Origin of the sequence: Corynebacterium ihumii (genome assembly GCF_028609825.1) — a bacterium.
GTDB classification, from domain to species: Bacteria; Actinomycetota; Actinomycetes; order Mycobacteriales; family Mycobacteriaceae; genus Corynebacterium; species Corynebacterium afermentans.
Genome location: NZ_CP063190.1, coordinates 685,862 through 712,080, shown reverse-complemented (window position 1 = coordinate 712,080; position 26,219 = coordinate 685,862). Strand labels below are relative to the sequence as shown.

The window sequence follows — 26,219 nt, the reverse complement described above, 5'->3', positions numbered from 1 at the left end:
GCAGTTTTTAGGAGGCGCGGGTGCCGTAGCCGCCGAGGTCTTCGTAGTCGTCATAGCCGGGGTCGTTTTCCGGCACGTAGCGGGTGGACGGCAAGGTGTCGAAGTCGGGGCTGTCGTCGTCCAAGTCCAGCACGACGGAGCCGGCGCGCAGGCGAGCGTCACGCGGGTGCTCCGTGTGGTTGCTCATGGCCACACCCATGCGGGCGCGGCGCAGCTGGCGCAGGCGGCGGGCGTGCAGCGCACGCTCCTGCAGCACGACGCGGCGCAGCGCGATCATGAACCATGCGGTCATCCCCACTGCCACGGCGGGCAGCACCCAGGTCCAGCCGCCTGCGACAAACGCGATGACGAAGGTGACCACGCACGCGGCGATCAGCGCCAGCAGGGTGCGCTGGCGGCGCTGGAAGCGGGTGGCGGTGTTCTTCTTCTCGCGCTCCGGGTCGAATCCGCCGCGGCCGCGGCGCGCGGCGGCGAAAGCGAGGTCCTCGTCGCCCGCTTCGGCAGCCTCTGCAGTGTCGACCTCGTCGGCGATATTTTCCGGCGCTTCCTCAACGTCCGCTTCCGGGGCGCCCTGCTTCTCGACGCCTCCGGTCTCCCCCGCGTAGCCAAAGTCCTCGGGTGCCGTGTACGACTCGTCCAGCTCGTAGCGGTCGGCCTCAGCCTCAGCCTCGTCGGCCGGCTCGGTCTCGTCGGCGTCGGCGTCGGCGTTCTCTGCATCATTCTCTGCAGCATCCTCCGCGGCGAGGACCTTCACAGAGGTGGAACCAGCGGACTCGCTGGCGACGATCTTGGTGGAGCCGCCATCGGATTCATCAGACTCGGCCGGCTCGGCTTCGACCGGCTCAGCCTCGTCATCGACGTGCTCGATCACTTCGCCGTCGATGTGGTCGGCCGCGGCGGCATCGTCTTCGGCGCCGGGGCGGCGGAAGAGGGTGCGTAGGGCGGGAGCGTCGTCGATAAGCACTTGCTCCTCGGCATCCGTCGCCTCGACGACCTCGTAGTCGGTGTCCTCGCTGTGGCGGTGGATGTCGGCGGCGGTGAGCTTCGGGCGGCGGCGCTCAGCCATCGGGGCGGTGCCACCCTCGTGCAGCACGCGCGTTTCGTCGTAGCCGTCGCCGGAGCGGCGGATCGGCTTGTTGTTGCCGATCATCAACGGCGCGAGGACGATGATCCACACCACCAGGATCAAGATGATCATTAAGCTCGGGCTGCCCATGGGCGATGCCACCTTTCCGCGTCAGTTGCACCCTTAAAGTCAGGAGTCCACGGTATCGGCACTTGCGCAGGCGAACGGGTCGGCGCGCCGGTGGGGCACAGCTGTTTTTCGCCCGCTAGCGCACCCGGCCGACTTCGCGCAGGCGCTGCACGGCTGTGGTGGGGAAATCATCTGCGTTCAAGGCCACAAAGTGGTGGTCGCGCCACTGCCCGTCGATGTGCAGGTTGCGTCGCAGGTAGCCCTCCTCGCGGAAGCCGTTGAGCTTGAGCACTTGGCCTGACGCCGGGTTGTGCGGCAGGTAGGTGGCGGTCACGCGGTGCAGCCCGACGCGGGAAAACGCGTGGTCCACGCCCAACGCGCACGCGACAGTGGCCACCCCGCGGCCCATAAACGGCGAGTGCACCCAGTAGCCCACCCAGCATTCGGAGACGATGCCGTGCTGGATGTTGCCCAGGGTGACCTGCCCGGCGAAGTCGCCGTCGACCTCGATGACCAGCGGCACCGCCGTGCCCTGGTTGGCCAGCCGCTTCAGGTTTAGCCAGGTGTTGCGCCACGCCGCGTGCGAGTGCGCGTCCTCCCAGGTGCCGTCTACGGTTGGCTCGACTGGTTCGAGCCATTGCTTATCGACGTTTCTCGTGCCCGCCCACTCCTCCCCGTCGCGGGAGGTGAGGGGACGGAGGCGGACGGATGCGCCGTCGGGAAGCGTGGCCGTCGGCGAGGACTCAGGCCAGCCCGGGGTGGGCTGGCGAAACATCGCGAACATGGGGTGGCGCCTAGCTGCGCTGCCGGAGGTACTCGACGTCCACGATGTCGCCGGGGCGCACATGCACGGCTTCTTCCGGCAGGCAGATCATGGCATTGGCCTCCGCAAAACCGGCCAACAGGTGCGCGGGCCCGGCCTCCAGAGCAGACAGCGGTTCGACCAAGTAGTCTCCGGTGTCGGCATCGCGCATGAGGCGGGCGCGGATGTAGCCTCGGCGGCCCGGAATCGAACTGAGCTCGCGCAAGGAGCGGGCTTCGACGGTGCGGCGCGTCACCGCGGTCTTGCCCAGGGAGCGGCGGATGGCGGGGCGGATGAACGTTTCCGCGATCACCAGCGCGCTCACCGGGTTGGAGGGCAGGAGGAACGCCGGGATGCGCTCCTCACCCATCAGGCCGAAGCCCTGCACGGAACCGGGGTGCATGGCCACGCGCGTAGTATCGATCTGCCCGAGCTCACGCAAAATCTCCTGGATCGGCGCCGCGCCGGAGCCTCCGACGGCGCCGGTGATGATGACGAACTCGCTTTTCGCGATGTGGCCGGCCACCGTCTCGCGCATGCGGCGCGGCTCGGCGTTGATGATGCCGACGCGGTGCACGTCCGCGCCCGCCTCCTTGGCGGCAGCGGCCACGACGTAGGAGGCGATGTCGAAGACCTGCCCCAGGCCCGGACGGCGATCCAAGTCCACCAGCTCCAGGCCGTAGCTCATCACAGTCACGCGCGGGCGCGGGTACACCAAAAGCTTGTCGCGGCCCGCGGCGGCGGCAAGGCCGATCTGGGCGGGGCCGAGCACCGCGCCCTGTCGCACAGCAATGTCGCCGGGCTGAATGTCGTCGCCGGGCCGACGCACGAAATCACCAGTTCGCACTGGGCGCTGCGGGGTAACGCGCTTACGGCCCCGGTCCGTCCACTCCAGCGGCAGCACAGCGTCCGCGAGCGTGGGCAGCGGGGCGCCGGTAGCGACGCGCACCGCTTGGCGCGGCTGTAGGCGCAGCGGTTTCTGGGAGCCGGCGGGAACCTCCCCCACCACAGGAAGGGCGCGCTCGCGATTCGGCTGTGGGGCGGCGGGGGCATCCTCGCCGTTACCGTCCTGGTCGTTTTCGTTGTGGTCGTTTTCGTTGTGGTCGTTTTCGTTGCGGTCGCGGCGCTCGGGCCTGCGCAGCCCGGCGGTGCCGCCCACGTCTACCGCGCGCACGGCGAAGCCGTCCACAGCCGCCTGAGGGAACCCGGGAACCTGCGTGGTGGAGGTGAGCTCTTCGGCGCACATCAGGCCGAGCGCGTCCGTCAGCGCCACCCGGATCGGCTCGGGGGCGGTCGCCGCGTCCACTACAGCCGCAAGCTGGTCCTCTACGCTGCGCATGGCCCGTGCCCCTTTCGTCTACGCGTTGTCCTGCGCCTTTGCGGCAACCTCGGGGTGTTCTGCCTCGAAGTCGGCGATGATCTTCTTCACCGCGGTGTACACGGCAGGCCCGAACTTCTCATCACGCAAACCGAAGTCCACATTCGCCGGGATGTAGCCACCAGGGTTGCCCAGATCGTGGCGCTTGCCCTCATGCACCACCACATGCACCGGATGCCCCTCAGAGATCATCAACTCAATCGCATCAGTCAGCTGCAACTCCCCACCCTTACCCGGCTCAATACGCCGCAACGCATCAAAAATCCCCCGGTCCAACAGGTACCTACCGACAGCCACCAGCGTCGACGGCGCATCCTCAACAGCAGGCTTTTCCACCATGCCACGCACCTTGAGCACCTCAACGCCATCAACATCAGCCTGGGCATCCTCCACGTCGAACACGCCGTAGTTGAACACCTCATCACGCGAGACGTTAAACGCGCACAACACCGAACCCCCGAGTGCATTGCGCACAGCGACCATCTTGTCCATCACACCCGCCGGCAACACAAGATCATCCGGCAGCATCACAGCAACCGCATCCTCGTCGTCGTCCAACGCTTCCTCAGCACAACCAACCGCATGGCCAAGCCCAAGCGGCTCATCCTGGGTGACCGCCACAGCCTCAATCAACCCGTTGGCGCGGGCGACCTTGTCCGCCTGGGCTTGCTTGCCGCGGGCGACCATGAGGTCCTGCAAGTCCGAAAACTCGCCGAAGTGCCGCATGATCTCTTCCTTATTCGGCGCGACCACCACAGCCAAACGCTGCGCCCCAGCCGCCGCAGCCTCCTCAGCAATCAGCTCAATGCCCGGGGTATCCACCACCGGCAACAGCTCCTTCGGCACCGTCTTCGTCGCCGGCAAAAAACGAGTCCCCATACCCGCCGCCGGAACCACAACAGTCTTCACAGAAGCGTTCGCAGCATCAACGGGAAGGTCAGTAGAATTCTGCATAAACGCAAAGCCTACAGCCCCCAACCTTCACAACCGGGCTGCGACCCGTAGGAAGCAAGGAGTAAGCACCCCGAAGTGGACGCAACCACCCAATCCCGGAAGGCCGCCATGCGTGCGGCGCACCTCGCCAACCGGCGCGAGCTACGCGGCACGGAACGAAAACAAAAGCTCGACCAGGCAATAGTCGCGGCCACCTTGGCGTGCATCGACGATTTCAACGCGCGCGACACCAACATCGCCGCCTATAACCCGCTCGCCTCCGAGCCTGGCCCTGCGGATTTCGCGGCACAGCTCGTCGCTGTGGCGCGCACGCCGTTTTTGCCCATTTCTTTACCGGGCAGGGTGCTCGCTTGGGCGCAGCTTGGGGCCGCGGATACGGCCGGCGCCTTGGGGATCACTGAGCCGACGGGCCCGCGCTTCACCTCAAACGTGTTGCGCTCCTGCGGGCTGGTGGTGGCGCCGGCGTTAGCCGTCGATAGGCAGGGCATGCGATTGGGCAAAGGCGCCGGCTACTACGACCGAGCGTTGTCGAACCTGGATGTTCCCGTTGCGGCAGTGGTCTACGACTGGGAGGTTGTCGACGCTGTGCCGCATGACGCGCACGACCAGGCGGTGGACGCCGTGATCACGCCGGAGGGTTTCTTCCGCGTCTAGGGAACCGAGGCGCGCTTTACGCCGTCTTATTCCCATGGACCTCTCCGCGCGCTTCAACAACCTCCGCTCCCCCGGCTACCGCCGCTCCGTGCTCATCCGCAGGGCGATAGCCGTCTTCCTCGTCGTCGCCGCTGTGCTGCATGTGCTTATCGACGCCTCACGGTCCGACCCGCCAGCGCTGACCTTCTCCCGCGATGTCGCCCCCGGCACCGTGCTCAGCGCGGACGACCTGGAGCTGCGGCGGCTCCCGGCGGAGTCGGTGCCCGACAACGCGCTCGACGACGCGGCGTTGGCGGAGGGGCAACTGCTCGCGGCGGCCGCCTCCCGCGGCGAAGTAGTCACGGCCACGCGCCTAGTCGGGCCCGATCTGGCGGGCCTGCTCACCCAGGACAAACCGGACGGCGAGGAGTTCTCCATGGTTCCAGTGCCGCTGGCGGAACCGGACATTTTGCCCATGCTGCATCACGGGGCAGAAGTTGACGTTGTGGGCCAAGGGCCCCGCGTGGTTGCTAAAAATGGGATTGTCGTCACATCTGGAGAAGGTGACGCGGTGTTAGTGCTGCTCAGACAGGGTGAGGCTGCAGCCGTGGCCGCCGCTTCCCTGTCGGAACCGCTCACGCTGGTATTGAGCAACCGTGAGCGCGCGTTTAATATCCCGAAGCATGCTTCAAGGATTTAAAGACTTCATCATGCGCGGCAACGTCATCGAGCTTGCCGTCGGCGTCGTCATCGGCGCGACATTCACCGCAGTTGTCACCGCGTTCTCTGACGCGATCATCAACCCGCTCATCGCAGCCCTCGGCGGCTTGGACTACTCCGGCCTGGGCTTCTTCGTCCGCGAGGGCAACGAGGCGACCTTCGTCGACTTCGGCGCCGTCCTCACCGCCATCATCAACTTCCTGCTCATCGCCGCAGTGATCTACTTCCTGCTCGTCGCTCCGATGAACAAGCTGGACGAGGCGCAGAAGCGGCGCAAGGGCATCGACCCGGATGAGCCGGAGCCGACCGACACCGAGCTGCTCACGGAGATCCGCGACCTGCTCGCAGGCCAGAACCCGAACAACGTGCACAAGCCGCTGAACTAGTTCGTCCTTGAGCGGGACTGGCTGAAAGCTACTCCCCGTAGTGCGGAGGCCGCTCCGCCTCATAGAAATCGCGGCCCGTCAAACCCGGCTCTTCGTCGCCGAGCAGCACCTCGCGCTCAGCGTCCAGGGCCGGGTTTTCTTCTGCCTGTGTGTTTGGCGCGGCGTCCGCGGACCGGTCGTATTCCACGTCCGCTTTGCGCACGGCGCGCCTACGTTTGCGTTCCATCTGCCTGCTGTACTGCGCCGGGGTTATACCGAGTGCTGGTTCAGCTCGTCGATGAGGTGGCGTACCAGCGGAGTCGCCGTCGACACACCATCGCGAATCGCCTGGCGCGAGGACGCGAGGTTGACCACGACCGTGGAACCGGACACGCCGCAGATGCCGCGGGAGGTGCACGCGTCCACGGCGCCGCACGCCTGGCCGGACGAGCGGATGGCCTGGCTGACGCCGGGGACCACCTTGTCGATGACCGCGCGGGTCGCTTCCGGCGTCTTATCGCGCGGGCCGACGCCCGTGCCTCCCAGCGTGAGCACCAGATCCACGCCGCCGACCACGCCAGTTTCAATGGCCTTGCGGATCTCAGACTTCTTGGACTTCACGCGCACCACGCCATCGACCACAAAGCCAGCCTCGCGCAAAAGCTCCACCACCATCTCGTCGGTGTTGTCGCCCGGCGCGTCGTAGCGGCGGTCGCCCACCAGCACGACGATGGCGCCCGGCGACGTCGGGGAATCGCTCTCCAGCTCGGAGGCGCGCAGCGTCGCATCGTCCGGCTCGGTGATGTCGAGCGCGTCAAACAATTCCGGCATCGTGGTCAGACTCCCTTAAGACAGAACGGGGCGGATAGGTCAGATATGAAGTTACTCGGAACTTAAGGTCACCTCTACCGGAATCGGCTGAGACTCCCCCTCCCGCTGCACTTGCAGCGTCACCGTCTCCCCGAACGTCTTGGAGCGCGTCGCCGCGATGAGAGCGTCAGCAGAGTCAATGGGCCGATCGCTCAATCGCGTGATCACATCACCAGGCTTCAGTCCAGCTTTTTCGCCGGGGCTGCCGGGATCCACCCCCGCGACCACGGCGCCGCCGCCGAAGCCCTGCATCACGCTCACGCGCACGCCGAGCATCGGCTGGGTAGCCTCGCCCGTTGCTATGAGCTGTTCCGCCACCCGCTTGGCAAAGTTCGACGGGATGGCGAAACCGAGGCCGATGGAGCCGCCCTGGCCACCCTGGCCCATACCACCCGCGGACAGCGAAGCAATCGCGGAGTTCATGCCGATCAGGTTGCCGCTGCGGTCCACCAGTGGTCCGCCGGAGTTGCCCGGGTTGATCGCGGCATCGGTTTGGATGCCGTCCATGAGCGAGCTTTCCCCGCCGCCTTGGGAGGCGCGCACCGGGCGGTTGAGCGCGGAGACGATGCCGCTGGTCACAGTGGCGGACAGCCCCAGCGGCGAGCCCACGGCGACGACCTCCTGACCCACGCGCAGTTCGTCGGAGTTGCCGAATCGCATCACCTGCAGGTCGTTGACGTCGTCGATCTTGAGCACGCCGACATCCGTGTTGACGTCGGAGGCGACGAACTGTGCGCTGCGGCGTGAGCCGTCGTTAAACGTGACCTGCACCTTCGACCCGGGCGTGTCGGCGCCGGCGATGACGTGGTGGTTGGTCAACACATAGCCGTCTGCGGAAATGATGGAGCCGGAGCCTTCCGCACTGCCGCGGGGCGTGGCCACCTCGATGGAGACCACCGCGGGCAGCACCGCGGCGGCCACCTGCTCTACCGAGCCTTCGGGGGCCTCGGCCGGGTCCGCAACTGTCGGGTTACGCAGTTCGCTTTGCGACGACACACCGCCAGATCCATTCCGGGAATCCTCCGAGGAGCTGTCCGGAGCACTTTCCAGCGCACTCTGCGTCCCCTTGCCCGCCTGGGTCGAGCCGGCGAAGTAGCCCGCGCCACCGCCTGCAACGAGAGCCGTTGCCAGCGCGACGGCAAATGCCCCTGCAATGCCCTTGCCGCCTTTGCCGTCGTTGGCGCGGCGGCTGTACGCCTGGGGCTGAGACGGCACCTGGTAAACGCCATTGTTCGACGGAAAACTGGAAGTGTCTTCCGGGAAGTTCGTTTCACTCATGACGGGCCATTATGCCCCGCCGCCCTGTGGCAGAACTTGAGGGCATGCACCGCGTTTCGTAACATTTCCTGAACAATTGCTGTGCGCGTTAGCCTGCGGGTCTAGCTGTAGCTCTTGCGCGGAATCACGCGCGCCTGGGTTTCTGCGGCTGTGGCGTCAACATCCTCGTTGTCCGTTTGCGGCGGGCGGCCCGGGAACACCACGCGGAAGCGTGCGCCGCCGTCGTCGGACTCCTCCGCCACGATGGTTGCGTTGTGGCGGTCAAAGACCTGCTTCACAATGGCCAGGCCCAAACCGGACCCGGGCATCGAGCGGGATTCGGGCGCGCGGTAGAAGCGCTCGAACACCTTCTCGCGCTGGTCCTCGGGGATGCCGGGACCCGAGTCGTCGACAATGAGCACCGCGTTGCGCTTCGCCGCCTTCAGCGACACGCGCACGGTGCCGCCCTGCGGCGACCACTTCGCGGCGTTATCGATGAGGTTGATCGGGGCGCGGCCCATGGCGAACCGGTCGCCGGTGATGACCCACGGGTCCGCTTCGAATTGGAACGCCAGGTCCGGGCGGCGGCGCCGCACGCGGTCGAGTGCTTCCTCCAGCACCTCGTCGAGGCGGAGATCCTCGGGCTCGGCGCCCTGCTGCGCTTCGTCTCGCGTCAGATCCACCAAGTCGCCGATGAGGATGGACATTTCCTCCATTTGCGCCATCACGTCGCGCTCTAAGTCCTTGCGGTCCTGCTCCGAGATCTGATCTTGTTGTCCGGAGTTGTACAGCATCATCAACAGCTCGATGTTCGTTCGCATCGAGGTCAGCGGGGTTTTCAACTCGTGGCCGGCGTCCGCCACCAGCTGTGCCTGGCGCGTCTTAGAGTCTTCCAGCGTGGCGATCATCTTATTCACGGAGGTGGTGATGTCCGCGAATTCGTCGTCGCCGTCGACGGGCAGCTCTGTCAGCTGGTCGGACTCGTTGGCGGCGTCGATAGCTCGGTGCAGCCTGCGCACAGGTCGGAGGCCAACGGCGGAAATCACCGCGCCCGCAATCCAGGCGAGTAGCCCGCCTGTGCCGGCGAGGACGAGCGCGGCCGCTCCCCAACTGCCGGAGACGATGCTCAACACGTCCAACGGCTTTGCGATGGCCACGGTGACACCGGAGGCGCTGCGACGCACCACCACGCGCTCCCCCGCCACGGTGCGCTGGGAGAGCATGTCGCCTGAAGACGTCGCCGTGTACGGCCCCGCCACCGGCACCGGGTCACCGTAAAACACGTTGGAGCCAGCGGGCGCGGCCGAGACCTTCACCCACGGGCTGGATCGGCTGAAGTCGTCGAGGGCTTTTTCAAAGCCATCCTGATCGTCCGTGTCCAGGTCCTTCAACTGCAGCGATACGCCGTAGGTGCGGGTGCGCAGGTCATCGTCCATGACGGTCAGACGAGTCGTTTCTGAAAGCCGGTAGGTAAACAGCGCGGTCAACAAAATGACCACGGCGACGATGCCGCCGGCGAGTACGGCCAAGCTGTTGGGCAGCGACCGGCCGGTATTGGCCTGTCCCCGCAGAGCAGCTTCGCCTGTGAAACGCCGCAAAATCACGGAGCGGTCTCCCGCAGGACGTAGCCGACGCCGCGAACGGTGTGGATCAGGCGCGATTCGCCGCCCGCTTCTGTCTTGCGGCGCAGGTAGCCGATGTAGACCTCCAGCGCGTTGCCAGAGGTCGGGAAGTCGTAGCCCCACACCTCTTCCAGGATGGTCTGGCGGGCCAGCACATGGCGCGGGTTCTGCAGCAGCAGGTGCAGCAGCGCAAACTCGGTACGCGTCAGCGAGATTGCCCGGCCGCCGCGGGTGACGTCGCGGGTGGAGGTGTCCATGACCAGGTCCTCGAACTGGAGGCGGGTCTGGTCTTTGCCCGCGGCCTTGCGAGCCTCGGAGCGGGTGCGGCGCAGCAGCGAGCCAACACGCGCCAGGAGCTCCTCCAAGGCGAAGGGCTTGGGCAGGTAGTCGTCCGCGCCCGCGTCCAGGCCGGCCACACGGTCGGACACTCCGTCGCGAGCCGTGAGCATGAGGATCGGGCCGTCGTACCCGGAGGATCGCAGGGTACGGCAGACACCCAGGCCGTCGAGCTTGGGCATCATAAGGTCGAGGATGGTCAGATCAGGCTGTTCAATACGGATCTGGTCGAGCGCATCTTCGCCGTCTACGGCGAGCACAACGTCGTATCCGTTGAAGCGCAGTGAGCGTCTCAGCGACTCACGGACAGCCTGCTCGTCGTCGGCTACGAGAATTTTCATAGGATTATTATGACTTATATTTTCCTCAGCGTTGAATTAAGCTGAAAAAACCGGGCCCCACCTGGGGGTCCCGGTTCCTTCGATGGGTCTAATGCGACCCTTAAAAGCTTAGAACTGCTCGACGTCGATCAGACCGGCCTGAGCAGCCTTGACCAGGCGGCGCGGGATGCGTACTTCCTGGCCGTCGATCTTGACGGTCTGCAGGTCGGCGTTGTCGGCCTTCCACTGGGAACGACGCATACGCGTGTTCGCGCGGGACTTCTTGAACTTCGGTGTTGCCATGACGAGTCTCCTTTATCCCCTCTAGTTGGCCTTCTTCTTGCGGCGGGCCATGCCGCCGAAACGCTGGTTGAACTTCTCCACGCGGCCAGCGGTGTCCATGAGACGCTGCGCGCCGGTCCAGAACGGGTGGGACTCGGCGGTGACGTCAACGACCACGAGCGGGTACTCGTTGCCGTCTTCCCACTGCTCAGTACGTGCGGAGGTCAGGGTGGAGCGCGTCAGGAACTTGTGGCCCGTGTTTGCGTCCTGGAAAATCACCGGGTGGTAATCCGGGTGAATGTCTTTCCTCATTTGATTCGTCTCCCTCAGGATTGAACTACGGGTCGGTTCTCCGCGCCTCTCGCGACGAGAAGCGAGCGCGAAGATCGTGCCCGAGTTGGGTGCGAAATGGTCTACGCATCCGGCGGTCGCCGGATAACCCGCAGAATTATACTTGCTTAGTTCGCCTTTTCCGAATCGCGCAGTTTCACTTTTCGGCGCCACAGCAGCAGCGCTCCGGCCAACGCCTGCGCCAGGCCAAGCACGAGCCATGCAAGATTGCCCAGTTCAACAGGAAAGGCCAAGCTCAACACCGCGAGCATGAGGTGCATTCCGCCATGCGAGCCTGCCGCCCACCAGAAGCTGCCAAAGCAGTAAACCAGTGCAGCACCGAGGATGGACATCCCGAAAGGCATAGCCAAGTACACGACGTGGTCGAGAGTACTTTGTTGCCCTCCCGAAGAGGTTAAGTGAATCAATGTGAAGGCGGCGGTTGTCCACACCACGGTCAGCACTTCGCGTTGGCGCGTGACGTCGAAAAGCCAGCCGCGGAAGAGCAGCTCTTCAGGGATCCCCTGCAGCAAGTATGCGCGAACGAGGATCCACGCCACGATTGCGACAACCGGATAGTCACCAGCCTCGGCCGTCTCCGGCATTTCCGGGCCGCGCCCGAGGATCGCCCAGAGCACTGCCCAGCCCAGGATCATCGGTACGGCGACCACGAGTGTGCCACCAACCAACCCCCAGGCCCCCTTCCAATTGATGCGGGACCGCTCGACGTAACGCACCCATACAACGACGAACACGACCACCAATACAGGAGTCAGGCAAAACAGGAGGGTTTCGTCCACAAATGGGCCGAGCGGGAGCCGAGCAAGGTTCGCCCCCATGAGTACGGCCGCCGCGATGACTGCGCGGAGTACGAGGCCGAATGCATTGACAGGAAATCTTGGATTCATGTTGAGCGACTTTATGGAGCGCAAACTCGCCGCAACAGTAGGTGCCGTCACCAAAATCCATGACCCAAGTCATGGGTGTCAACGGGTAGGTTCAGCTCCATGAACCGCGTCCACCTGCACTTGATGGACAGCATCCTGGTTTTCACCATCCTGCTGTACCTCAACTTCGCTCCTACAGCGCTCGCGCGCGAGGGGGTGCTTTTGGCCGTCGCGATTCTCACCGTCACGACCTGGGTGGCCTGGCGCGAAACAGAGCATGGAGCTGCCGCGGTTTGCTTTTCCTTGTGCTCGTTCGTCGTCTTCATCACTGCGAACAACCCGATCAGCATCCTAGTCCTGTGGTGTGCGGTGGTGACGGTGCATATGAGCCTTGGTAAGCGGGCAGGGTACCTGTACGCGGGCGTGATTGTAGTAACTGCTTTCGCCGCACAGGTCACAGCCCAAGCTCCGGCAGGCATAATCGCTTTCGAAACGCTCGGCGGCGCCGCCGCGGCCGCTGTGGGACTCAACCTCGCCTCCACAGTCTCTCGACAACGCTGGCACGAGGCCCGTCAGCAGGACATGGCAATGACCAAGGAGCGCGAGAGGATCGCGGCGACGCTTCACGATGCCCTCGGGCACCGTCTCACCACCATCGGCCTAAGCCTCGACTACGCACTCCGCACCCCTAACGCGGAGAAGCGCAATGGCGAGATCGCACGGGCTCGTGCCAACGTGTCGGAGGCTCTGCACGAGATGCGCGCAACCGTGCGCGCAATGAAGCCTGTAGCTAACCCGGATGAGGAAATCGAGTCCGCACTGTCCCATTTAGCGGAGTCTTTCGCGACAACTTCTTTGGACGTTCAGTTCGCTCACACTACGCAGGCCAAGTACTCCACCGAGGAGCGCATGCTCATGCTGCATTTTTGCCAGGAGGCGTTGACAAATGTGCTGCGTCATTCACACGCAACGAAAGCCCGAATCGTTCTTGATGGCCGAACGCTGGTTGTGACTGACAATGGAATAGGCGCGACCGGGCCGGAGGCTTTCGGTATCACCTCGCTTCGTGAACGCGCTGCGGGGCTCAAAGGCGAAATCATTACGCTCCCCCACGACGGCATCAACGGCGGATTTCGCATCGAATTGCACCTCAAGGAGAAGTCATGACCACACGGGCGCTGCTTGTCGACGACCACGAGATGCTCCTGCGCGGACTCCGACTCATCCTGGAAACCGACGACCGAGTTGAGGTTGTCGCTACGACTACCGACGGCGCACAAGCGCTCAAACTGGCCCGGCGCTGGGACGTCGACGTGGTGGTCACCGACGCTGCCATGCCGGGAACCGACGGCGTCGGGGTCGTAAACGCCTGCAATCCGCACTTCCCTGTGCTCGTCCTCACCACTTTTGACGATGCAAATTTGGTCAAGAAGCTACTCGACGCTGGGGCCTCCGGCTACATCCTTAAAGATGTGTCCCCGGAAGAATTATCGAGCGCCATTGTCGCCACCGCCCAGGGAGGTCTCGTCCTCGACCCGCGGATTGCGCGCTACGCCGCAGGTAACCCTCAGCTGACGATTCTGACCCCGACAGAGCGCTCCGTCGCGGAGAAGGTCGCGCGAGGTATGAACAACCGAGAAATTGCTAGTGCCCTTTTCCTGGCTGAAGGAACCGTAAAAAACCACGTGTCTGCATTGCTCCGGAAACTCGAAGCGCGCGACCGTACGGTACTCGCGCTGCACCTTGCCAAAGCTCTCGGGCTCTAGACTTCAACTTCGTGCGTCTTGCCTTCCACGATGCCTCTGCCGCCTAGGTAGCGCGAACTCCCCCTTGGCCTGTGTATATGACGTTTAGTGGTGTACTGGCGTCACTCGCTGTGCCGCTGGGAAGCCTCGCCACCCGAGATTAGGAGTTTCGGCACTGAACATGTACTGTTTACTCTCGCTGTTGTCGAAGTACACGTATACGCCTGCGTCAACCGATTGCACTTGCGCTGGTCGCGGACCCTCACTCCGCTTCTCACCTGGCGCTTTTCCTCACATAGCGATCGTGTCGTGGGCGGCAAGAAGAGTAAGGAAGCTAACCCATGTCGGCACATTGCCAGGTCACGGGACGTAAGCCGTCTTTCGGCAAGACCGTCTCGCACTCGCACCGCCGCCACTCGCGCCGTTGGAACCCCAACGTGCAGAAGCGTCGGTTCTACCTGCCCTCCGAGGGCCGTACCATCACCCTGAACGTCTCCACCAAGGGTCTGAAGATCATCGATCGCGACGGCATCGAGTCCGTCGTCGCCAAGATCCGCGCACGAGGTGAGAAGATCTAATGGCACGTAACGATATCCGCCCGATCATCAAGCTCAAGTCCACTGCGGGCACCGGTTTCACCTATGTGACCCGCAAGAACAAGCGCAACAACCCGGATCGCATCACGCTGAAGAAGTACGACCCGGTTGTTCGCAAGCACGTCGAATTCCGCGAGGAGCGATAATCCATGGCGAAGAAGTCCAAGATCGCTAAGAACGAGCAGCGTAAAGAGATCGTCGCCCGCTACGCGGAGCGTCGTAACGAGCTCAAGGCCATCATCAAGAACCCGGAGACCTCTGACGAGGACCGTCTTGACGCCCAGTTCGAGCTCAACCGTCAGCCGCGCGATGCCTCCCCGGTTCGCGTGCGCAACCGTGACTCGCGTGACGGTCGCCCCCGTGGCTACCTCCGCAAGTTCGGTGTTTCCCGTGTCCGTATGCGCGAGATGGCTCACCGTGGTGAGCTGCCTGGCGTCCGTAAGTCTTCGTGGTAAGGAGGACTCACATTATGAAGCGCAACAATTCGCGTAAGCCGCGCATTGAGCAGTCCCGCCGCCCGAAGAAGAATCCGCTGAAGGCGAAGGGCATCGAGTCGGTCGACTACAAGGATGTTGAGACTCTGCGTCTGTTCATCTCCGACCGCCACAAGATCCGTTCCCGCCGCGTCACGGGCCTGACCCCGCAGCAGCAGCGCCAGGTCGCTACCGCTGTGAAAAACGCGCGCGAGATGGCTCTTCTGCCGTTCACCACCCGCTAATTAGCCGGTTGACGATGACAGCGTAGAGTCTTCGGCTCAAAAAGAAGCACCCGCACTCCCCTCCCCGGAGGGTCGAGAGCGGGTGCTTTTCGTCTATAGTTATCCCGCGCAACCGTACACAGCGAGCTCCCCAGAAAGGACGGAAGGCATGGCGAAACCGGTCGGACGGCCACGCAAGCAAAGCCCCCGCCGAAGAGGCGCCACCGCGCGCGAGGAGATCCTCGACGCCGCCTCCGAACTGTTCACCCGCAAGGGTTTCGCCACCACCTCCACCCATGACATCGCGGACGCGGTGGGCATGCGCCAAGCTTCGCTGTACTACCACTTCCCCTCCAAGCGCGACATCTTTCTCACGCTGCTGATGGGCACGATCCAGCCGGCGCTGGCGCTCGCGTCGGATCTGGCCAAGACCGACGAGTCGGCGGCGGTGAAGCTGTGGGCGCTGGTGGCCGCGGAGTCGCGCATCCTGCTGTCCTCGAATTGGAACATCGGCAGGCTCTACCAGCTGCCGGTGCTGTTGTCCGAGGAGTTCACCGAGTACCACGAGGCGCGCCAGGAGCTGGAGGGCATCTTCCGCAAGCTGTCGGCGGAGATCGTTGGCGAGGGCGACCCGCGCATCGACTTGCCGTTCCACATGACGCTCGCGGCCATCGAGATGCGCGACAACACAGGCACCGCGCCCTTCCCGCTTGTCGACGACGCCCTGCCCGCCCCCGCCGTCACCATCGCCGACGCCGTGCTGGACGTCCTCCACACCGACCTGCCAGAACGCCGCACCGAACGCATGCTCGAGCTGGTGGACCTGGTTTCCTGCAAGGACGAAGACAACTAGGGCTGGCAGGCCGCAACCGGCAACTGCATCGGATCGGCGGCGAGTGTTTCCGCAGCAGCGCTCAGCATGGCCTGGCCCGTCTCGTAGGTCCCGTCCGCGGGCAGCGCCGTGAACGCGACCGGTGCCAGCGCACCGTCTCCGCGCGGGACGAGCCCGAACTGCCGTACTTGGTAGGCACCCGCGGTGTCCGGACCCCAGCCTCCCTTAAACAGCGCCCCGATCGTTCCCAGTCCGTACGCCTGCGAAGGGTCGACCTGCCCCATGAGCGCGAGCACGGGCCCAGCGCCTTCCACGCAGGCGAGCTGCCCCGCGAGCACGGCTTCGTCGGCCACGCTGAGCTGGGTTTGTCCGTAAGTGGAAAACTCGGGCCGGAGCGGTTCCGTGTTCAATCCCGTGGCAAGCCCGACCTGGTCAAGGACCCCGTCGACGCCCTTTGCTCCGACGGCGTCATAGAGGCGTTGCGCCGCCGCGTTGTCCGACGCGCTCACCGCGGCGCGGGCGTCTTCCTCGAGTCCGGGAAAAGTGCGCATGGCGGCTATGGCGATTGGCACCTTGATGGTGGACCAGGCGGGGCTCGGGGCGGTGAATCCGGCCGCTACCGGCTCCTCATTCCTTACCGTGGCGACGCCCAGCTGGCCGCCGTAGATGGATTCGACGTGGGCAACGGTGGCGTCGAGAAGCAATTGCGCATCGGGGACGGAGGCCGGCGCCTCCGTGACCTCAGAGGTGACGGTCACGGTTTCCTGGCCGCCCGAACAGGCGGACAACAACAGTGCGCCGGCTGCGGCGAGCCCCAAGCGCCAGCGAGCTACCAAATCTTGACCCGGGCGTTGTTGCCGCCGGTGCAGTACACCGTCTCCCCACCAGAGCAGGTCATGCGGTAGGTGATTTCGGTGGCCGGGCTGTACACGGACACCGTCATATCCGTCGTGCCGGTGCGGGCGTAGGTACCCTGGAACGCCTCGTACACATTGGCGGCAAACCCTGCGGAGGTCACCTCCGTATCCGGGGCGTACTGCGAGTACGTGCGCTTCGACGGCTCACTGGGCCGCTGCTCGGGAGCCTCCGATTTCGGCAGCGTATGAGTCTCAACCACCGTGCTGGTCACCGGCTCGCTGGAGCGGTTGAACGCGCCGGAACCGCCCATAAAGGCGAGCACACCGACAAGTGCGGCGAGTAGCAGCGCCGCGAGCACGTAGAGCCACGGGCTCGGACCGCCGCGCTTGTCCGCCGGCTCAGGCGGCTGGTAGCTCGTCTGGTAGTCGTTGGGCTGGCCGTACTGCTGCTGCGGCACCGCGCTGAACTGCTGTGTGTGTCCTACGTCCGGATCCGTGAAGTGTGGCTGGTCCGGTGACCATTTGCTGGAGCCTTGATTGGTCATGGCACACCCCTAACAGCGCGACGTGGGCAGGTCGCCGCGCATGGCGTTCAACCCGTTTGCGAGCTCGTTCAGCATGGCGAAGCTGCCCTCGTGCCCCTTCGGGCTGTGGGCGGTGATCGCCACGGCGATGTCGCCGTTCGGGCCCGGGATCAAGCCGAACTGACGTGCCAGGTGGCCGCCCTCGTGGTGGTTCCAGCCGCCTTTGAAGCGGGCGCCGCCGATGCGGCCCAGGCCCCAGTGCTGGTAGTCCACGATCCGCCCCATCATGTCCAGCACCGGCTCGTGCCCCGCAACGCAGCGCAGGCCCGAGGCGAACTCGGCCTGGTCGCTGGTGGTCCACATCGTACCCATCTGGTAGCCGGCCGGGGTGGTCGTACGGGCGCCCGCTTCGCGGATCACGCCCTCGTAACTCGCGGCCGGCACCTGGCCGAACATGCGGTGCGCGGCAGGGTTGTCGGAGCGGGTCACAGCGGCTTCAGCGTCCGGGTAAAACGCCTGGTCCTGGCGCAGCGCGGCAATGGCCAGCGGCACCTTCATGGTCGAAAACGCCGGCTCCGGACGGTTGTCGCCTGCGGTGAAGGGGCCGACCGCCACGGTGGCGCGGCCGCCGTGGTGCCCCACCACGTCCGCGACGAGTCGGTCCAGCTGTGCCTGGACGTCCACGGCCGGTGCGACATGCTGCGCCTTGCCGGGCTTCGGGGTGGTCAGCGGCAGCGGCAGGCGGATGGCGTTTTTCACCTGCGGGGGCAGCTGGTTGTAGGCCTGCACGATCGGCTGGCCAATCACGGGAATCTGGTCGATCGCCGTGTACGTCGGTACGGATGACATGGGGAACGCCAGGCCCACGGTCAGGGCCAGGGCTGCAACTTTAGAGGGCACGGGAAACGATCTTTCTAGTGGGCGAAGTGGCGGGTGCCGGTCAGGTACATGGTCACGCCGGCGGCCTCGGCGGCGGCGATGACCTCCTCGTCGCGGATGGAGCCGCCGGGCTGGACCACGGCCTTCACACCGGAGTCAGCCAGCAGTTGGAACCCGTCCGCGAACGGGAAGAACGCGTCGGAGGCGGCGACGGCGCCGTTGGTGCGGTTGCGGCCCTCGTCGAGGGTGTTGGCGCGGTCCACGGCGAGCTTTGCGGAATCGACTCGGTTGACCTGGCCCATGCCAATGCCTACCGACGCCCCTTCGGCCGCGATCAGAATCGCGTTCGACTTCACGCAACGCACTGCGCGCCACGCGAATTCGAGATCCGCGAGGGTCTGCTCGTCGGCAGCCTCGCCGGCCGCCAGGGTCCAGTTGGCGGCGCTGTCGCCCTCTGCCTGGAAGCGGTCGCGCTCCTGCACGAGCCAGCCGCCGGCGATCTGCTTGCGCTCCTCGTCCTGCTGCTTCGGCTCGACCTCGAGGATGCGCAGGTTCTTCTTCGTCTGCAAAAGCTCGAGCGCGTCCGCGGCATAGGACGGTGCGACGACGACCTCGGTGAAGATCGGCTTGATCTGCTCTGCCAGCTCCAGGGTGACCTCGCGGTTGCAGGCGATCACGCCGCCGTAGGCGGAGACCGGGTCACACGCGTGGGCCTTCTTGTGCGCGTCCGCGATGGAGACATCGGAGACGGCCACGCCGCACGGGTTGGCGTGCTTGATAATTGCAACGCACGCGCGCTCGTGGTCCCAGGCGGCGCGCCATGCAGCATCGGCATCCTGGTAGTTGTTGTAGCTCATCTCCTTGCCGCCGTGCTGGGTGGCGGCGGCAAGGCCCCAGCCCTCGTTTTCCAGGCGGGCGGCCTGGTGCGGGTTCTCGCCGTAGCGCAAGTCGGTGGTGCCTTCGCCGGCGCCGGAGGCGTCCGCGCCGAGCTGGTTGGACAGCCAGGAGGAGACCGCGGCGTCGTAAAGCGCAGTGTGCGTAAACGCCTCGAGTGCGAGCTGCTTGCGCTGCTCGATGTCGAAACCGCCGCCCTTGACGGCCTCTAGGACCTCACCGTAACGGGCAGGCGAGGTGACCACGGCGACCGACGGGTGGTTCTTGGCCGCGGCGCGGACCATGGACGGGCCGCCGATATCGATCTGCTCGACGCACTCGTCGAAGGTGGCGCCGGAAGCAACGGTCTCTTCGAACGGGTAGAGGTTGACCACAACGAGGTCGAACGGCTCAATGCCCAGCTCCTGTAGCTGATCCACGTGGCTGTCCTTGCGCAGGTCCGCGAGGATGCCGGAGTGCACACGCGGGTGCAGCGTTTTCACGCGGCCGTCGAGCACCTCCGGGAAGCCGGTCACGTCCGCGACCTCGGTGACGGAAACGCCCGCGTCGGCGATGCGCTTGGCGGTGGAGCCGGTAGAGACAATCTCCACGCCCGCCTGGCCGAGCGCCCGTGCCAGCTCCTCCAGCCCGGTCTTGTCGTAGACGCTGATCAGCGCGCGCTTAATTTCCCGCTTAGACATTAAATACAGCCTTTCCGTTTGCAATTTCGAGGTTGCGGAGCAGGTGAACGATCTGTTGGCGCTCCACCTTCTTAATGCGTTCGTGGAGCTCGCTCTCTGTGTCCCCCGGCTGCACCTCAACGGCGCGCTGGGCGATGATCTCGCCGCTGTCCAGGCCGGCGTCCACGTAGTGCACCGTGCAGCCGGTGACCTTCACGCCGTGCTCCAGCGCATCGCGCACCGCGTGCGCCCCCGGGAACGACGGCAAAAGCGACGGGTGGGCGTTAATCGTTCGCCCCTCGAATTCCTGCACGAACGCCGGTCCGAGCAGCCGCATGAACCCCGCGGAAACCACCAAGTCCGGCTCGACGGAGGCCACAGCGGCCACCATTTTGTCGTTCCAGGTGTTGCGGTTTGCTTCCATCGGCACCACGGCCGTGCGGATGCCAGCGTTTTTAGCCCGTTGCAGCGCTGGACAAATTTGATCCGCCACCACGATGTCAACGCGGTAGCGGTTCTCTTGGTTATCGATGATCGCTTTCAGCAGGGTGCCGGTGCCCGACGCGAGGACGGCCACCGATTTCGCAGAGTCACTCACGGGCTTAAGTCTAACTACCGCTGCGCGCGGATGCGCGTTGCCTCACCAGCGCCACCCCGCGCACAAGCGCGCCGGTTAGCGCCACCCAGATAAACAGCGACAATGCGAGCGCGAACGGATCAGTTCCGACGAGCCCGTAGGCACCGGCACCCCCAGCCGAGAAGATGCCCAGCAGCGCTCCCATGAGTGCGGCCCACGTCGCGGTCGCCGCGACGCCCTCGAGCGTCATCGGCTTGGCCACGAAGGCATGCGCCAGCACCGCCGCCGGCACAACCAACAGCACCGGAGCCCACTGCGGCATCTGCGCCGGGATCGCCGCGAACAGCGGCAGCGGCGGGTACGCGACGTTGGAGGCGGCGAACAGGCTCACACCCGCTCCGGCGGCCTCGAAGCTGCCGCCGAGGAGCACCGCCAGCTGTGCGACCGCCGCGTTAGGCAGGTACAGCAGGCTTAGCACCGCCAAAGCGGTTCCCCCAGCGACGCCGAGTTGCGGGAACTGCGAGGCCAGCTCACCGACGCGAGCGTAGCCGAAGGCAAGGACGATAAGGAAAACGACGGCCGCCGCCGCGAGCAGGCGGAGGATGAGGTTCGCCGCGTTCGCCCCGGCGTCGACAGTCTCGGCGGGGATGCCGCTGCGCTTTGCCAGGGCGTGCCACACCACGCGCCGTACACCGATGATGAAGCCCAACAGATGCACGATCAGCGGGTAAGCGAACGCCGCGACGACAGGCGGTGTGCCAACCGGGTACACATGCGAGGCGTCGAAGACCATGAACAACGCGATGGCGCTGACCACGAGCGGCAGGCCGAGCGCAAGCCCGAGCAGAGTCAGCAGGTCAAGCACACTGACGCGGCCCGCGGTGGCTTTTCGTACCTGCACCGCCACCACAGCCGCGACACCCACCGCGGGCAGCAGCGGCATTGCGGTGAGCGAGACGCCGTCGATAAGCAACGGCACGCCGTGGAGCGCGAACCAAGCCTCACCGACCGCACCGGGGAAATACGTGAGACTCCAACCAGCGATGAGGATCACCGCGAAGCACAACGCGACAAGCCCGAGCACCAACGCCAAATTGGGCACGATCGCGTACGGCAGGTAGTGGCGCACGCGCTCCTTCGCGGTGGCAGGAACCTTGTCGTTCGCAGCCGGGCGTTTGATGCCCGTGATCTTGCGCTTGCTTGCGCCTTTGCGACGCTGACGGCGCGCATCCGACTGACGCGGCCTCTGGTTGGGTGTGGTGCTCATCGTGTCCCACTCTGCCACCCCAGACTCAGCACCCACCACAATGACACCCGCACGCCCCGCCTCGTGCCCGTGCCACCTGGCAAAAAGCGGCGTTGCACCTTCACCGCGCAACGGCGTGGCGCGCATCTCCAAAAAGACGGGGATGTAACGTTCACCCCAATAAGCTCGATTTAAGAAATATTTCAGCTTCTGTCTTGCTCCGACGAAACCAATTCGTTACAGTAGCCTCTCGTAGATAACAGGAAGGTTACGATTCTGCCGTGAACAGCGGGAGGAACGGCCAACGGAAGATCTCAAAGAGGGCTCATGTTCAACTCTAAGAAGCAGGGCGGCAAGCACCGCAAGCAGTCCCCTAACAAGGGGCGCGTTGCCGTCGTCGCAGCAGCCACCGGCGCTGTGTCCACCGCTGGTTTCTCCGGCCTCGTTGCAGGTGCCCTCACCAGCAACCAGGACGCCGAGCACGAGCAGAACATCAAGCTCGCCGCAGATGCCGACGAGCTGCAAAACGCGGAACCGGAAGTGACCGAGGCTTCCTCCGAAGAGACCCCGCAGATCCTGGCCATCGCCGAGTACAAGCCGGTGGAAAACCTCACCGAGCAGCTTGACAAGGCTATCCAGCACTCCGACGAGGTTGCCCGCCTGGACGAAGCCGCCCGCGCGCCGCTGTTTACTAAGCCGGCCGAGGGTGCCTTCACCTCGGGCTTCGGCATGCGCTGGGGCTCGATGCACAACGGCGTCGACATCGCCAACACCCCGGGCACCCCGATCCGCGCAGTTGCTGCCGGCACCGTGATCGACTCCGGCCCGGCGCAGGGCTTCGGCAACTGGATCCGTATCCGCCACGAGGACGGCTCCATCTCCGTTTACGGCCACATGCAGTCCCTCTACGTCGCCGTCGGCGAGGTTGTGCAGCCCGGTCAGCTCATCGCCGGCATGGGCAGCGAGGGCTTCTCCACCGGCTCCCACCTCCACTTTGAGATCTGGCCGGACGGCGCCACCCCGTCCGACCCGGCTTCCTGGCTGGCAGCCCGAGGCATCGGCCTCTAAACTTTTCAGCCCTTTTCCAACGGGGCCTTCCTCGCTTTTCGACGTGCGGGAGGCCCCGTTTTTGCGCAGTTGACGCGCACAGCCTCTTTGACGGGGGTAAATACACCACCCCCGACCTTAAATACCATGCGTAACAATTTTCACAGCAGTAACACGCCGGGTGAGCTGGACAGACACCTAAGTTTTTCTCCAGATTCGAACAAACGTGCACGTCACAGCATTGCCAGCGGGCGTTTTGCCGGTTAGATTCTCTGCATGTGTGCGTGGCCGAGACCGCGCCTAGCCCTCTACAGAGTTAGAAAAGGTATCCCCCAAACATGAACCGACGTCTCACTTCGAGCATCGCAGCCGTCTCGGCCGCAGCGGCAATGGCGCTCACCCTGGCCCCCGCGCCTGCTACCGCCCTGACCGTTACCGTGGGCGGCGCAACCATCTCCGACGCGGGCCAAGCTATAGGCGCAGTTGCGAAAGCCGCAGGCGCCATCAAGGAAAGCGGCGCGACGATCACCGCAGGCGACTACAAGATCGTCTACGACCCCCGCGCTCTCGAGGCTCCGCTCGCCGCCGCGTTCGCTCCGGCGAAAGGCAGCGACTGGGTGGCGCCACAGCGCGGACGCACCGCCGACGGACGCACCGTAGTCACCCCGGCATCCGGCCGTTTCACTTCAGGCTTCGGCCCGCGCTGGGGAACCGTGCACCAGGGCATCGACATTGCTAATGACCTGGGCACCCCGATCTACTCCGTCATGGACGGCACCGTCATCTCCGCAGGCCCGGCTCGCGGCTTCGGCAACTGGGTCGTAATTAAGCACGACGGCGGCGAGGTGTCCGTCTACGGCCACATGCGCCACTACGACGTCTCCGTGGGCCAGCGCGTCACCGCCGGACAGAAGATTGCCTCCATCGGCAACGAGGGCCAGTCCACCGGCCCGCACCTCCACTTCGAGATCAAGCCGGACGGCGTGAACCAGGTAGACCCGGTGCCGTGGTTCGCCGCCCAAGGGATCAAGATCTAGCGGGCTAGAGCTTCTCCATGGGCACGCCGCCGATCGTCATCAGGCGGACGGTGCCCGAGGAGCCGAAGTCAATCGTCACCGTCTCCCGAACGCCCGAGCCCTCGACCGCCATCACGGTGCCAAGCCCGTACTTGGCGTGATTAACCCGGTCCCCCACCGCCAGGTTGAGGTTCTTGTGCACCTTGGCCCCGGACCCGCCCCGGCGGGAACGGGCCGGCGGGCGGGAGCGGGTGGTCGCGCCCCACGCGTCAGAACTGAACGAACGCTCCGGTTCCAACCGCCGCCAGTCGATGAGGTCCTCCGGGACCTCTGCGAGGAAGCGACTGGCGGGGTTGGTCACCGGGGAGCCCCATGAAGAGCGCAGGATCGCTCGCGTCAGGTAGAGCTGCTCCTTCGCGCGGGTAATACCCACGTACGCCAGGCGTCGCTCCTCGGCGAGTTCCGCCGGGTCTCCCAGGGCGCGTAGGTGCGGGAACTGCCCGTCCTCCCACCCGGTGACAAACACCACCGGGAACTCCAGGCCCTTCGCCGTATGCAGCGTCATCAGCGTGACCACACCTTGCTCGTGCTCCGGCAGCTGGTCCGCGTCCGCCACCAGGGAAACCTTCTCCAAGAACGCCTGCAGGGAGCCCGGGGCGGGTTCGCCTTCCTGCATCACCTCGTTGAGTTCTTCGTCCGTCATGTACGCCACCTGGTTCGCGGCCTCGGAGGAGAACTCCCGGGCGACAGAAACCAGCTCGTTGAGGTTGTCCAGGCGCGCGCCGTCCTGCGGGTCGTTCGACGCCTCCAGCTCGGCGCGGTAGCCGGTGTCCTCCAACACCCGGGTGATCAACGCGCCCAAGTCCGGCATGCCCGTGACCTCGTTGCGCATCGACGGCATGTCGTCTCGTATCTGGCGGATCATGTCCACAAAGCGCGTGATCGAGTTTGTGGCGGCCTTGGCCAGCATGTCAACGTTGCCCGAGGTGGCGTCGACAAGCGATCGCCCGAAGCTTTTATTGTTGTTCTCCGAATGCAGCGCCACCATCGCCTGCGCCTTGTCGCCGATGCCGCGCTTGGGCACGTTGACAATGCGGCGCATGCTCACCGTGTCGTCCGGGTTCTCCAGAACCTTGAGGTAGGCGACGATGTCGCGGATCTCGCGGCGCTCGTAGAAGCGCGTGCCGCCGACAACCTTGTACGGGATGCCGGAGCGGATGAAAATGTCCTCGAGCGCGCGGGAGGCGTTGTTGGTGCGGTACATCACCGCCATGTCCGAGTACGGCACTCCCCTATCGGCAAGCGTATCGATCTCGGAGGCGATAAAGCGCGCCTCGTCGTGCTCATTGTCAGCGACGTAGCCGACGATTTTCTCGCCGGAACCCTGATCCGTCCACAACTTCTTCGGACGGCGGCCCTCGTTCTGCGCGATCACCGCATTCGCCGCGCCGAGGATGTTCTGCGTGGAGCGATAATTCTGCTCCAGCATGATCGTGGTGGCGTTGGGATAGTCGCGCTCGAACTCTTCGATGTTGCGGATGGTCGCGCCACGAAACGCGTAGATGGACTGGTCGGAATCGCCCACCACCGCAAGCTCCGGCGTATCCGGGCCGTCGCCGACAAGGGTGTGGATGAGCTCGTACTGGGCGTGGTTGGTGTCCTGGTACTCGTCCACCAGCACGTGGCGGAAGCGGCGGCGGTAATAGTCCGTGACCTGGGGGTGCTCCTTGAAAATGCGCACCACCTCGCCGATCAGGTCGTCGAAATCCAAGGCGTTGGACTGGCGCAGGCGGCGCTGGTACTCCGCGTAGACCTTGGCCACGGTGGTCTCGAACGGGTTGTGGGTGCGCTCCGCGTCCGCCAACGCACGCTCCGGGCCGACCAGCTCGTTTTTCAAATTTGAGATCCCGTTGGCCAGGGTGCGCGGCGTGAACTTCTTCAAATCAAGGTTGAAGTCCTTGGCAATCATGCCCAGCAGCCGGCGCGAATCGTCCGAGTCGTAGATGGTGAAGTTGGTGTTCAGCCCTGGCACCAGCTGCGCCTGTTGGCGCAAGATGCGCACGCACACGGAGTGGAACGTGGCCACCCACATCCGCTCCGCCTCCGGGCCGACCAGCTGGCCCACGCGCTCCTTCATCTCTGCAGCGGCCTTGTTGGTGAAGGTGATGGCCAAGATCTGCCAAGGCGCAACACCGCGGTTGTGCAGCAGATAGGCAATTCGGCGGGTGAGCACCGCGGTCTTGCCGGAACCCGCGCCCGCAACGATGAGCAGCGGGCTGCCCTCATGGACGACGGCGGCCTGTTGCTGCGGATTCAATCCCAGGGTCAGATCAGTCATGGCCGTAACTGTACTAACGCCTCCGACACGACCCGTACGGGTGTTTGAACTGGCATAATGAGCATCCATGAGCGAGCTTGAAATCCGCATGCCTTCCGGCACAGACGACCCATTATCGGACGCGGAGATTCAGGCGTACCGCAAAGAGATTGACAAGCTCGACCGCGTGATCCTTGACGCGGTGAAGCGCCGCAGCGAAATCTCCCGCGCCATCGGCAAAACCCGCATGGGCTCCGGTGGCACCCGCCTGGTGCACACCCGCGAAGTGGCCATAATTAACCAGTTCCGCGACGAACTGGGCGAGGAAGGCCCCGGCTTAGCGCAGATCCTGCTGCGCCTGGGCCGGGGCAAGCTGGGGTAA

Annotated in this window: 32 protein-coding genes; 13 read left to right on the top strand and 19 right to left on the bottom strand. The window is 64.9% G+C overall.

Going from position 1 to position 26,219, the window contains the following annotated elements; genetic code table 11:
* Window positions 1–7: 7 nt before the first annotated feature.
* The 4 genes from sepX to CIHUM_RS03585 form a co-directional block, all read right to left on the bottom strand.
* Complete coding sequence (gene sepX / locus CIHUM_RS03600) at window positions 8–1,216, bottom strand: divisome protein SepX/GlpR (protein WP_148363849.1); 1,209 nt, start codon at window positions 1,214–1,216, stop codon at window positions 8–10.
* Window positions 1,217–1,331: 115 nt separating this feature from the next.
* Window positions 1,332–1,979 (bottom strand): GNAT family N-acetyltransferase, encoded by a 648-nt coding sequence (locus tag CIHUM_RS03595; RefSeq protein WP_392389865.1) that lies wholly within the window; start codon window positions 1,977–1,979, stop codon window positions 1,332–1,334.
* Window positions 1,980–1,989: 10 nt separating this feature from the next.
* Entirely contained in the window at window positions 1,990–3,336 is a 1,347-nt protein-coding gene (gene glp / locus CIHUM_RS03590) for a molybdotransferase-like divisome protein Glp (RefSeq protein ID WP_034999493.1), read from the bottom strand.
* Window positions 3,337–3,354: 18 nt separating this feature from the next.
* Entirely contained in the window at window positions 3,355–4,329 is a 975-nt protein-coding gene (locus CIHUM_RS03585; protein ID WP_051106439.1) for a UTP--glucose-1-phosphate uridylyltransferase, read from the bottom strand.
* Between the two features lie 75 nt (window positions 4,330–4,404).
* On the opposite strand from CIHUM_RS03585, the gene CIHUM_RS03580 reads away from it, so the two are divergent.
* The 3 genes from CIHUM_RS03580 to mscL are packed head-to-tail and all read left to right on the top strand — an operon-like array spanning window position 4,405 to window position 6,068.
* Complete coding sequence (locus CIHUM_RS03580) at window positions 4,405–4,983, top strand: 5-formyltetrahydrofolate cyclo-ligase (protein ID WP_051106438.1); 579 nt, start codon at window positions 4,405–4,407, stop codon at window positions 4,981–4,983.
* 34 nt (window positions 4,984–5,017) lie between these two features.
* Window positions 5,018–5,662 (top strand): SAF domain-containing protein, encoded by a 645-nt coding sequence (locus CIHUM_RS03575; protein WP_034999491.1) that lies wholly within the window; start codon window positions 5,018–5,020, stop codon window positions 5,660–5,662.
* On the top strand, window positions 5,646–6,068 hold the full coding sequence (mscL, locus tag CIHUM_RS03570; RefSeq protein ID WP_034999490.1) for a large conductance mechanosensitive channel protein MscL: 423 nt from the start codon (window positions 5,646–5,648) through the stop codon (window positions 6,066–6,068). The genes CIHUM_RS03575 and mscL overlap by 17 nt, the downstream gene beginning before the upstream one ends.
* 28 nt (window positions 6,069–6,096) lie before the next feature.
* Here mscL and CIHUM_RS03565 read toward each other — a convergent pair whose 3' ends face one another.
* The 8 genes from CIHUM_RS03565 to CIHUM_RS03530 form a co-directional block, all read right to left on the bottom strand.
* Window positions 6,097–6,294 carry a hypothetical protein gene (locus CIHUM_RS03565; RefSeq protein WP_126858374.1) on the bottom strand — a complete coding sequence of 66 codons (198 nt, stop codon included), beginning with the start codon at window positions 6,292–6,294 and terminating at the stop codon, window positions 6,097–6,099.
* Window positions 6,295–6,317: 23 nt separating this feature from the next.
* Complete coding sequence (locus tag CIHUM_RS03560; RefSeq protein ID WP_051106437.1) at window positions 6,318–6,878, bottom strand: MogA/MoaB family molybdenum cofactor biosynthesis protein; 561 nt, start codon at window positions 6,876–6,878, stop codon at window positions 6,318–6,320.
* Window positions 6,879–6,929: 51 nt separating this feature from the next.
* The gene (locus tag CIHUM_RS03555) at window positions 6,930–8,195 is read right to left on the bottom strand and encodes a S1C family serine protease (RefSeq protein ID WP_034999487.1); all 1,266 of its coding nucleotides are present in this window, start codon (window positions 8,193–8,195) and stop codon (window positions 6,930–6,932) included.
* Between the two features lie 101 nt (window positions 8,196–8,296).
* Window positions 8,297–9,778 carry a HAMP domain-containing sensor histidine kinase gene (locus tag CIHUM_RS03550; RefSeq protein ID WP_074432031.1) on the bottom strand — a complete coding sequence of 494 codons (1,482 nt, stop codon included), beginning with the start codon at window positions 9,776–9,778 and terminating at the stop codon, window positions 8,297–8,299.
* Window positions 9,775–10,473 (bottom strand): response regulator transcription factor, encoded by a 699-nt coding sequence (locus tag CIHUM_RS03545; protein WP_034999485.1) that lies wholly within the window; start codon window positions 10,471–10,473, stop codon window positions 9,775–9,777. The genes CIHUM_RS03550 and CIHUM_RS03545 overlap by 4 nt, the downstream gene beginning before the upstream one ends.
* 108 nt (window positions 10,474–10,581) lie before the next feature.
* The gene (gene rpmF, locus CIHUM_RS03540; protein ID WP_034999483.1) at window positions 10,582–10,755 is read right to left on the bottom strand and encodes a 50S ribosomal protein L32; all 174 of its coding nucleotides are present in this window, start codon (window positions 10,753–10,755) and stop codon (window positions 10,582–10,584) included.
* A 21-nt stretch (window positions 10,756–10,776) separates the two neighbouring features.
* Entirely contained in the window at window positions 10,777–11,046 is a 270-nt protein-coding gene (locus tag CIHUM_RS03535; protein WP_034999480.1) for a type B 50S ribosomal protein L31, read from the bottom strand.
* A 146-nt stretch (window positions 11,047–11,192) separates the two neighbouring features.
* The gene (locus CIHUM_RS03530) at window positions 11,193–11,972 is read right to left on the bottom strand and encodes a CPBP family intramembrane glutamic endopeptidase (RefSeq protein WP_034999479.1); all 780 of its coding nucleotides are present in this window, start codon (window positions 11,970–11,972) and stop codon (window positions 11,193–11,195) included.
* Between the two features lie 99 nt (window positions 11,973–12,071).
* Between CIHUM_RS03530 and CIHUM_RS03525 the strand changes: the two genes are divergently transcribed.
* The 7 genes from CIHUM_RS03525 (at window position 12,072) to CIHUM_RS03495 (ending at window position 15,842) form a co-directional block, all read left to right on the top strand.
* A complete protein-coding gene (locus CIHUM_RS03525) occupies window positions 12,072–13,118 on the top strand; it encodes a sensor histidine kinase (protein WP_034999477.1) in 1,047 nt (348 codons plus the stop codon).
* Window positions 13,115–13,717: a response regulator transcription factor gene (locus CIHUM_RS03520; RefSeq protein WP_034999476.1), complete on the top strand. Its 603-nt coding sequence runs from the start codon at window positions 13,115–13,117 to the stop codon at window positions 13,715–13,717. The genes CIHUM_RS03525 and CIHUM_RS03520 overlap by 4 nt, the downstream gene beginning before the upstream one ends.
* A 320-nt stretch (window positions 13,718–14,037) precedes the next feature.
* A complete protein-coding gene (rpmB, locus tag CIHUM_RS03515) occupies window positions 14,038–14,274 on the top strand; it encodes a 50S ribosomal protein L28 (protein ID WP_034999474.1) in 237 nt (78 codons plus the stop codon).
* Complete coding sequence (rpmG, locus tag CIHUM_RS03510) at window positions 14,274–14,438, top strand: 50S ribosomal protein L33 (protein WP_006841072.1); 165 nt, start codon at window positions 14,274–14,276, stop codon at window positions 14,436–14,438. The genes rpmB and rpmG overlap by 1 nt, the downstream gene beginning before the upstream one ends.
* A gap of 3 nt (window positions 14,439–14,441) precedes the next feature.
* Window positions 14,442–14,747, top strand: coding sequence for a 30S ribosomal protein S14 (gene rpsN / locus CIHUM_RS03505; RefSeq protein ID WP_034999472.1), 306 nt, complete (start codon window positions 14,442–14,444; stop codon window positions 14,745–14,747).
* Window positions 14,748–14,758: 11 nt separating this feature from the next.
* Complete coding sequence (rpsR, locus tag CIHUM_RS03500) at window positions 14,759–15,010, top strand: 30S ribosomal protein S18 (RefSeq protein WP_172796731.1); 252 nt, start codon at window positions 14,759–14,761, stop codon at window positions 15,008–15,010.
* Window positions 15,011–15,158: 148 nt separating this feature from the next.
* The gene (locus tag CIHUM_RS03495; protein ID WP_034999468.1) at window positions 15,159–15,842 is read left to right on the top strand and encodes a TetR/AcrR family transcriptional regulator; all 684 of its coding nucleotides are present in this window, start codon (window positions 15,159–15,161) and stop codon (window positions 15,840–15,842) included.
* Here CIHUM_RS03495 and CIHUM_RS03490 read toward each other — a convergent pair.
* Genes CIHUM_RS03490 through CIHUM_RS03460 form a run of 6 tightly spaced genes read right to left on the bottom strand, consistent with a single transcriptional unit; the run spans window position 15,839 to window position 21,478 of the window.
* Complete coding sequence (locus CIHUM_RS03490; RefSeq protein ID WP_074432030.1) at window positions 15,839–16,657, bottom strand: serine hydrolase; 819 nt, start codon at window positions 16,655–16,657, stop codon at window positions 15,839–15,841. The two genes, CIHUM_RS03495 and CIHUM_RS03490, sit on opposite strands and share 4 nt — an antisense overlap.
* Window positions 16,651–17,223 carry a hypothetical protein gene (locus CIHUM_RS03480; protein WP_148363848.1) on the bottom strand — a complete coding sequence of 191 codons (573 nt, stop codon included), beginning with the start codon at window positions 17,221–17,223 and terminating at the stop codon, window positions 16,651–16,653. Before CIHUM_RS03480 ends, CIHUM_RS03490 begins: the two co-directional genes overlap by 7 nt.
* 9 nt (window positions 17,224–17,232) lie before the next feature.
* Window positions 17,233–18,102, bottom strand: a complete 870-nt coding sequence (locus CIHUM_RS03475) for a serine hydrolase (protein ID WP_051106434.1) — start codon at window positions 18,100–18,102, stop codon at window positions 17,233–17,235.
* 14 nt (window positions 18,103–18,116) lie between these two features.
* The gene (gene purH, locus CIHUM_RS03470; protein WP_034999463.1) at window positions 18,117–19,655 is read right to left on the bottom strand and encodes a bifunctional phosphoribosylaminoimidazolecarboxamide formyltransferase/IMP cyclohydrolase; all 1,539 of its coding nucleotides are present in this window, start codon (window positions 19,653–19,655) and stop codon (window positions 18,117–18,119) included.
* Window positions 19,648–20,232 (bottom strand): phosphoribosylglycinamide formyltransferase, encoded by a 585-nt coding sequence (gene purN, locus CIHUM_RS03465; RefSeq protein ID WP_074432028.1) that lies wholly within the window; start codon window positions 20,230–20,232, stop codon window positions 19,648–19,650. Before purN ends, purH begins: the two co-directional genes overlap by 8 nt.
* A gap of 10 nt (window positions 20,233–20,242) precedes the next feature.
* Complete coding sequence (locus tag CIHUM_RS03460) at window positions 20,243–21,478, bottom strand: cell division protein PerM (RefSeq protein WP_126858366.1); 1,236 nt, start codon at window positions 21,476–21,478, stop codon at window positions 20,243–20,245.
* Window positions 21,479–21,784: 306 nt separating this feature from the next.
* On the opposite strand from CIHUM_RS03460, the gene CIHUM_RS03455 reads away from it, so the two are divergent.
* Window positions 21,785–22,525, top strand: a complete 741-nt coding sequence (locus tag CIHUM_RS03455; RefSeq protein WP_034999462.1) for a M23 family metallopeptidase — start codon at window positions 21,785–21,787, stop codon at window positions 22,523–22,525.
* 317 nt (window positions 22,526–22,842) lie between these two features.
* On the top strand, window positions 22,843–23,541 hold the full coding sequence (locus CIHUM_RS03450) for a M23 family metallopeptidase (RefSeq protein WP_034999460.1): 699 nt from the start codon (window positions 22,843–22,845) through the stop codon (window positions 23,539–23,541).
* A gap of 4 nt (window positions 23,542–23,545) precedes the next feature.
* On the opposite strand, the gene pcrA is transcribed toward CIHUM_RS03450, so the two are convergent.
* On the bottom strand, window positions 23,546–25,987 hold the full coding sequence (gene pcrA, locus CIHUM_RS03445) for a DNA helicase PcrA (protein ID WP_081634451.1): 2,442 nt from the start codon (window positions 25,985–25,987) through the stop codon (window positions 23,546–23,548).
* On the opposite strand from pcrA, the gene CIHUM_RS03440 reads away from it, so the two are divergent.
* Complete coding sequence (locus CIHUM_RS03440) at window positions 25,926–26,219, top strand: chorismate mutase (RefSeq protein ID WP_034999457.1); 294 nt, start codon at window positions 25,926–25,928, stop codon at window positions 26,217–26,219. The genes pcrA and CIHUM_RS03440 overlap by 62 nt on opposite strands.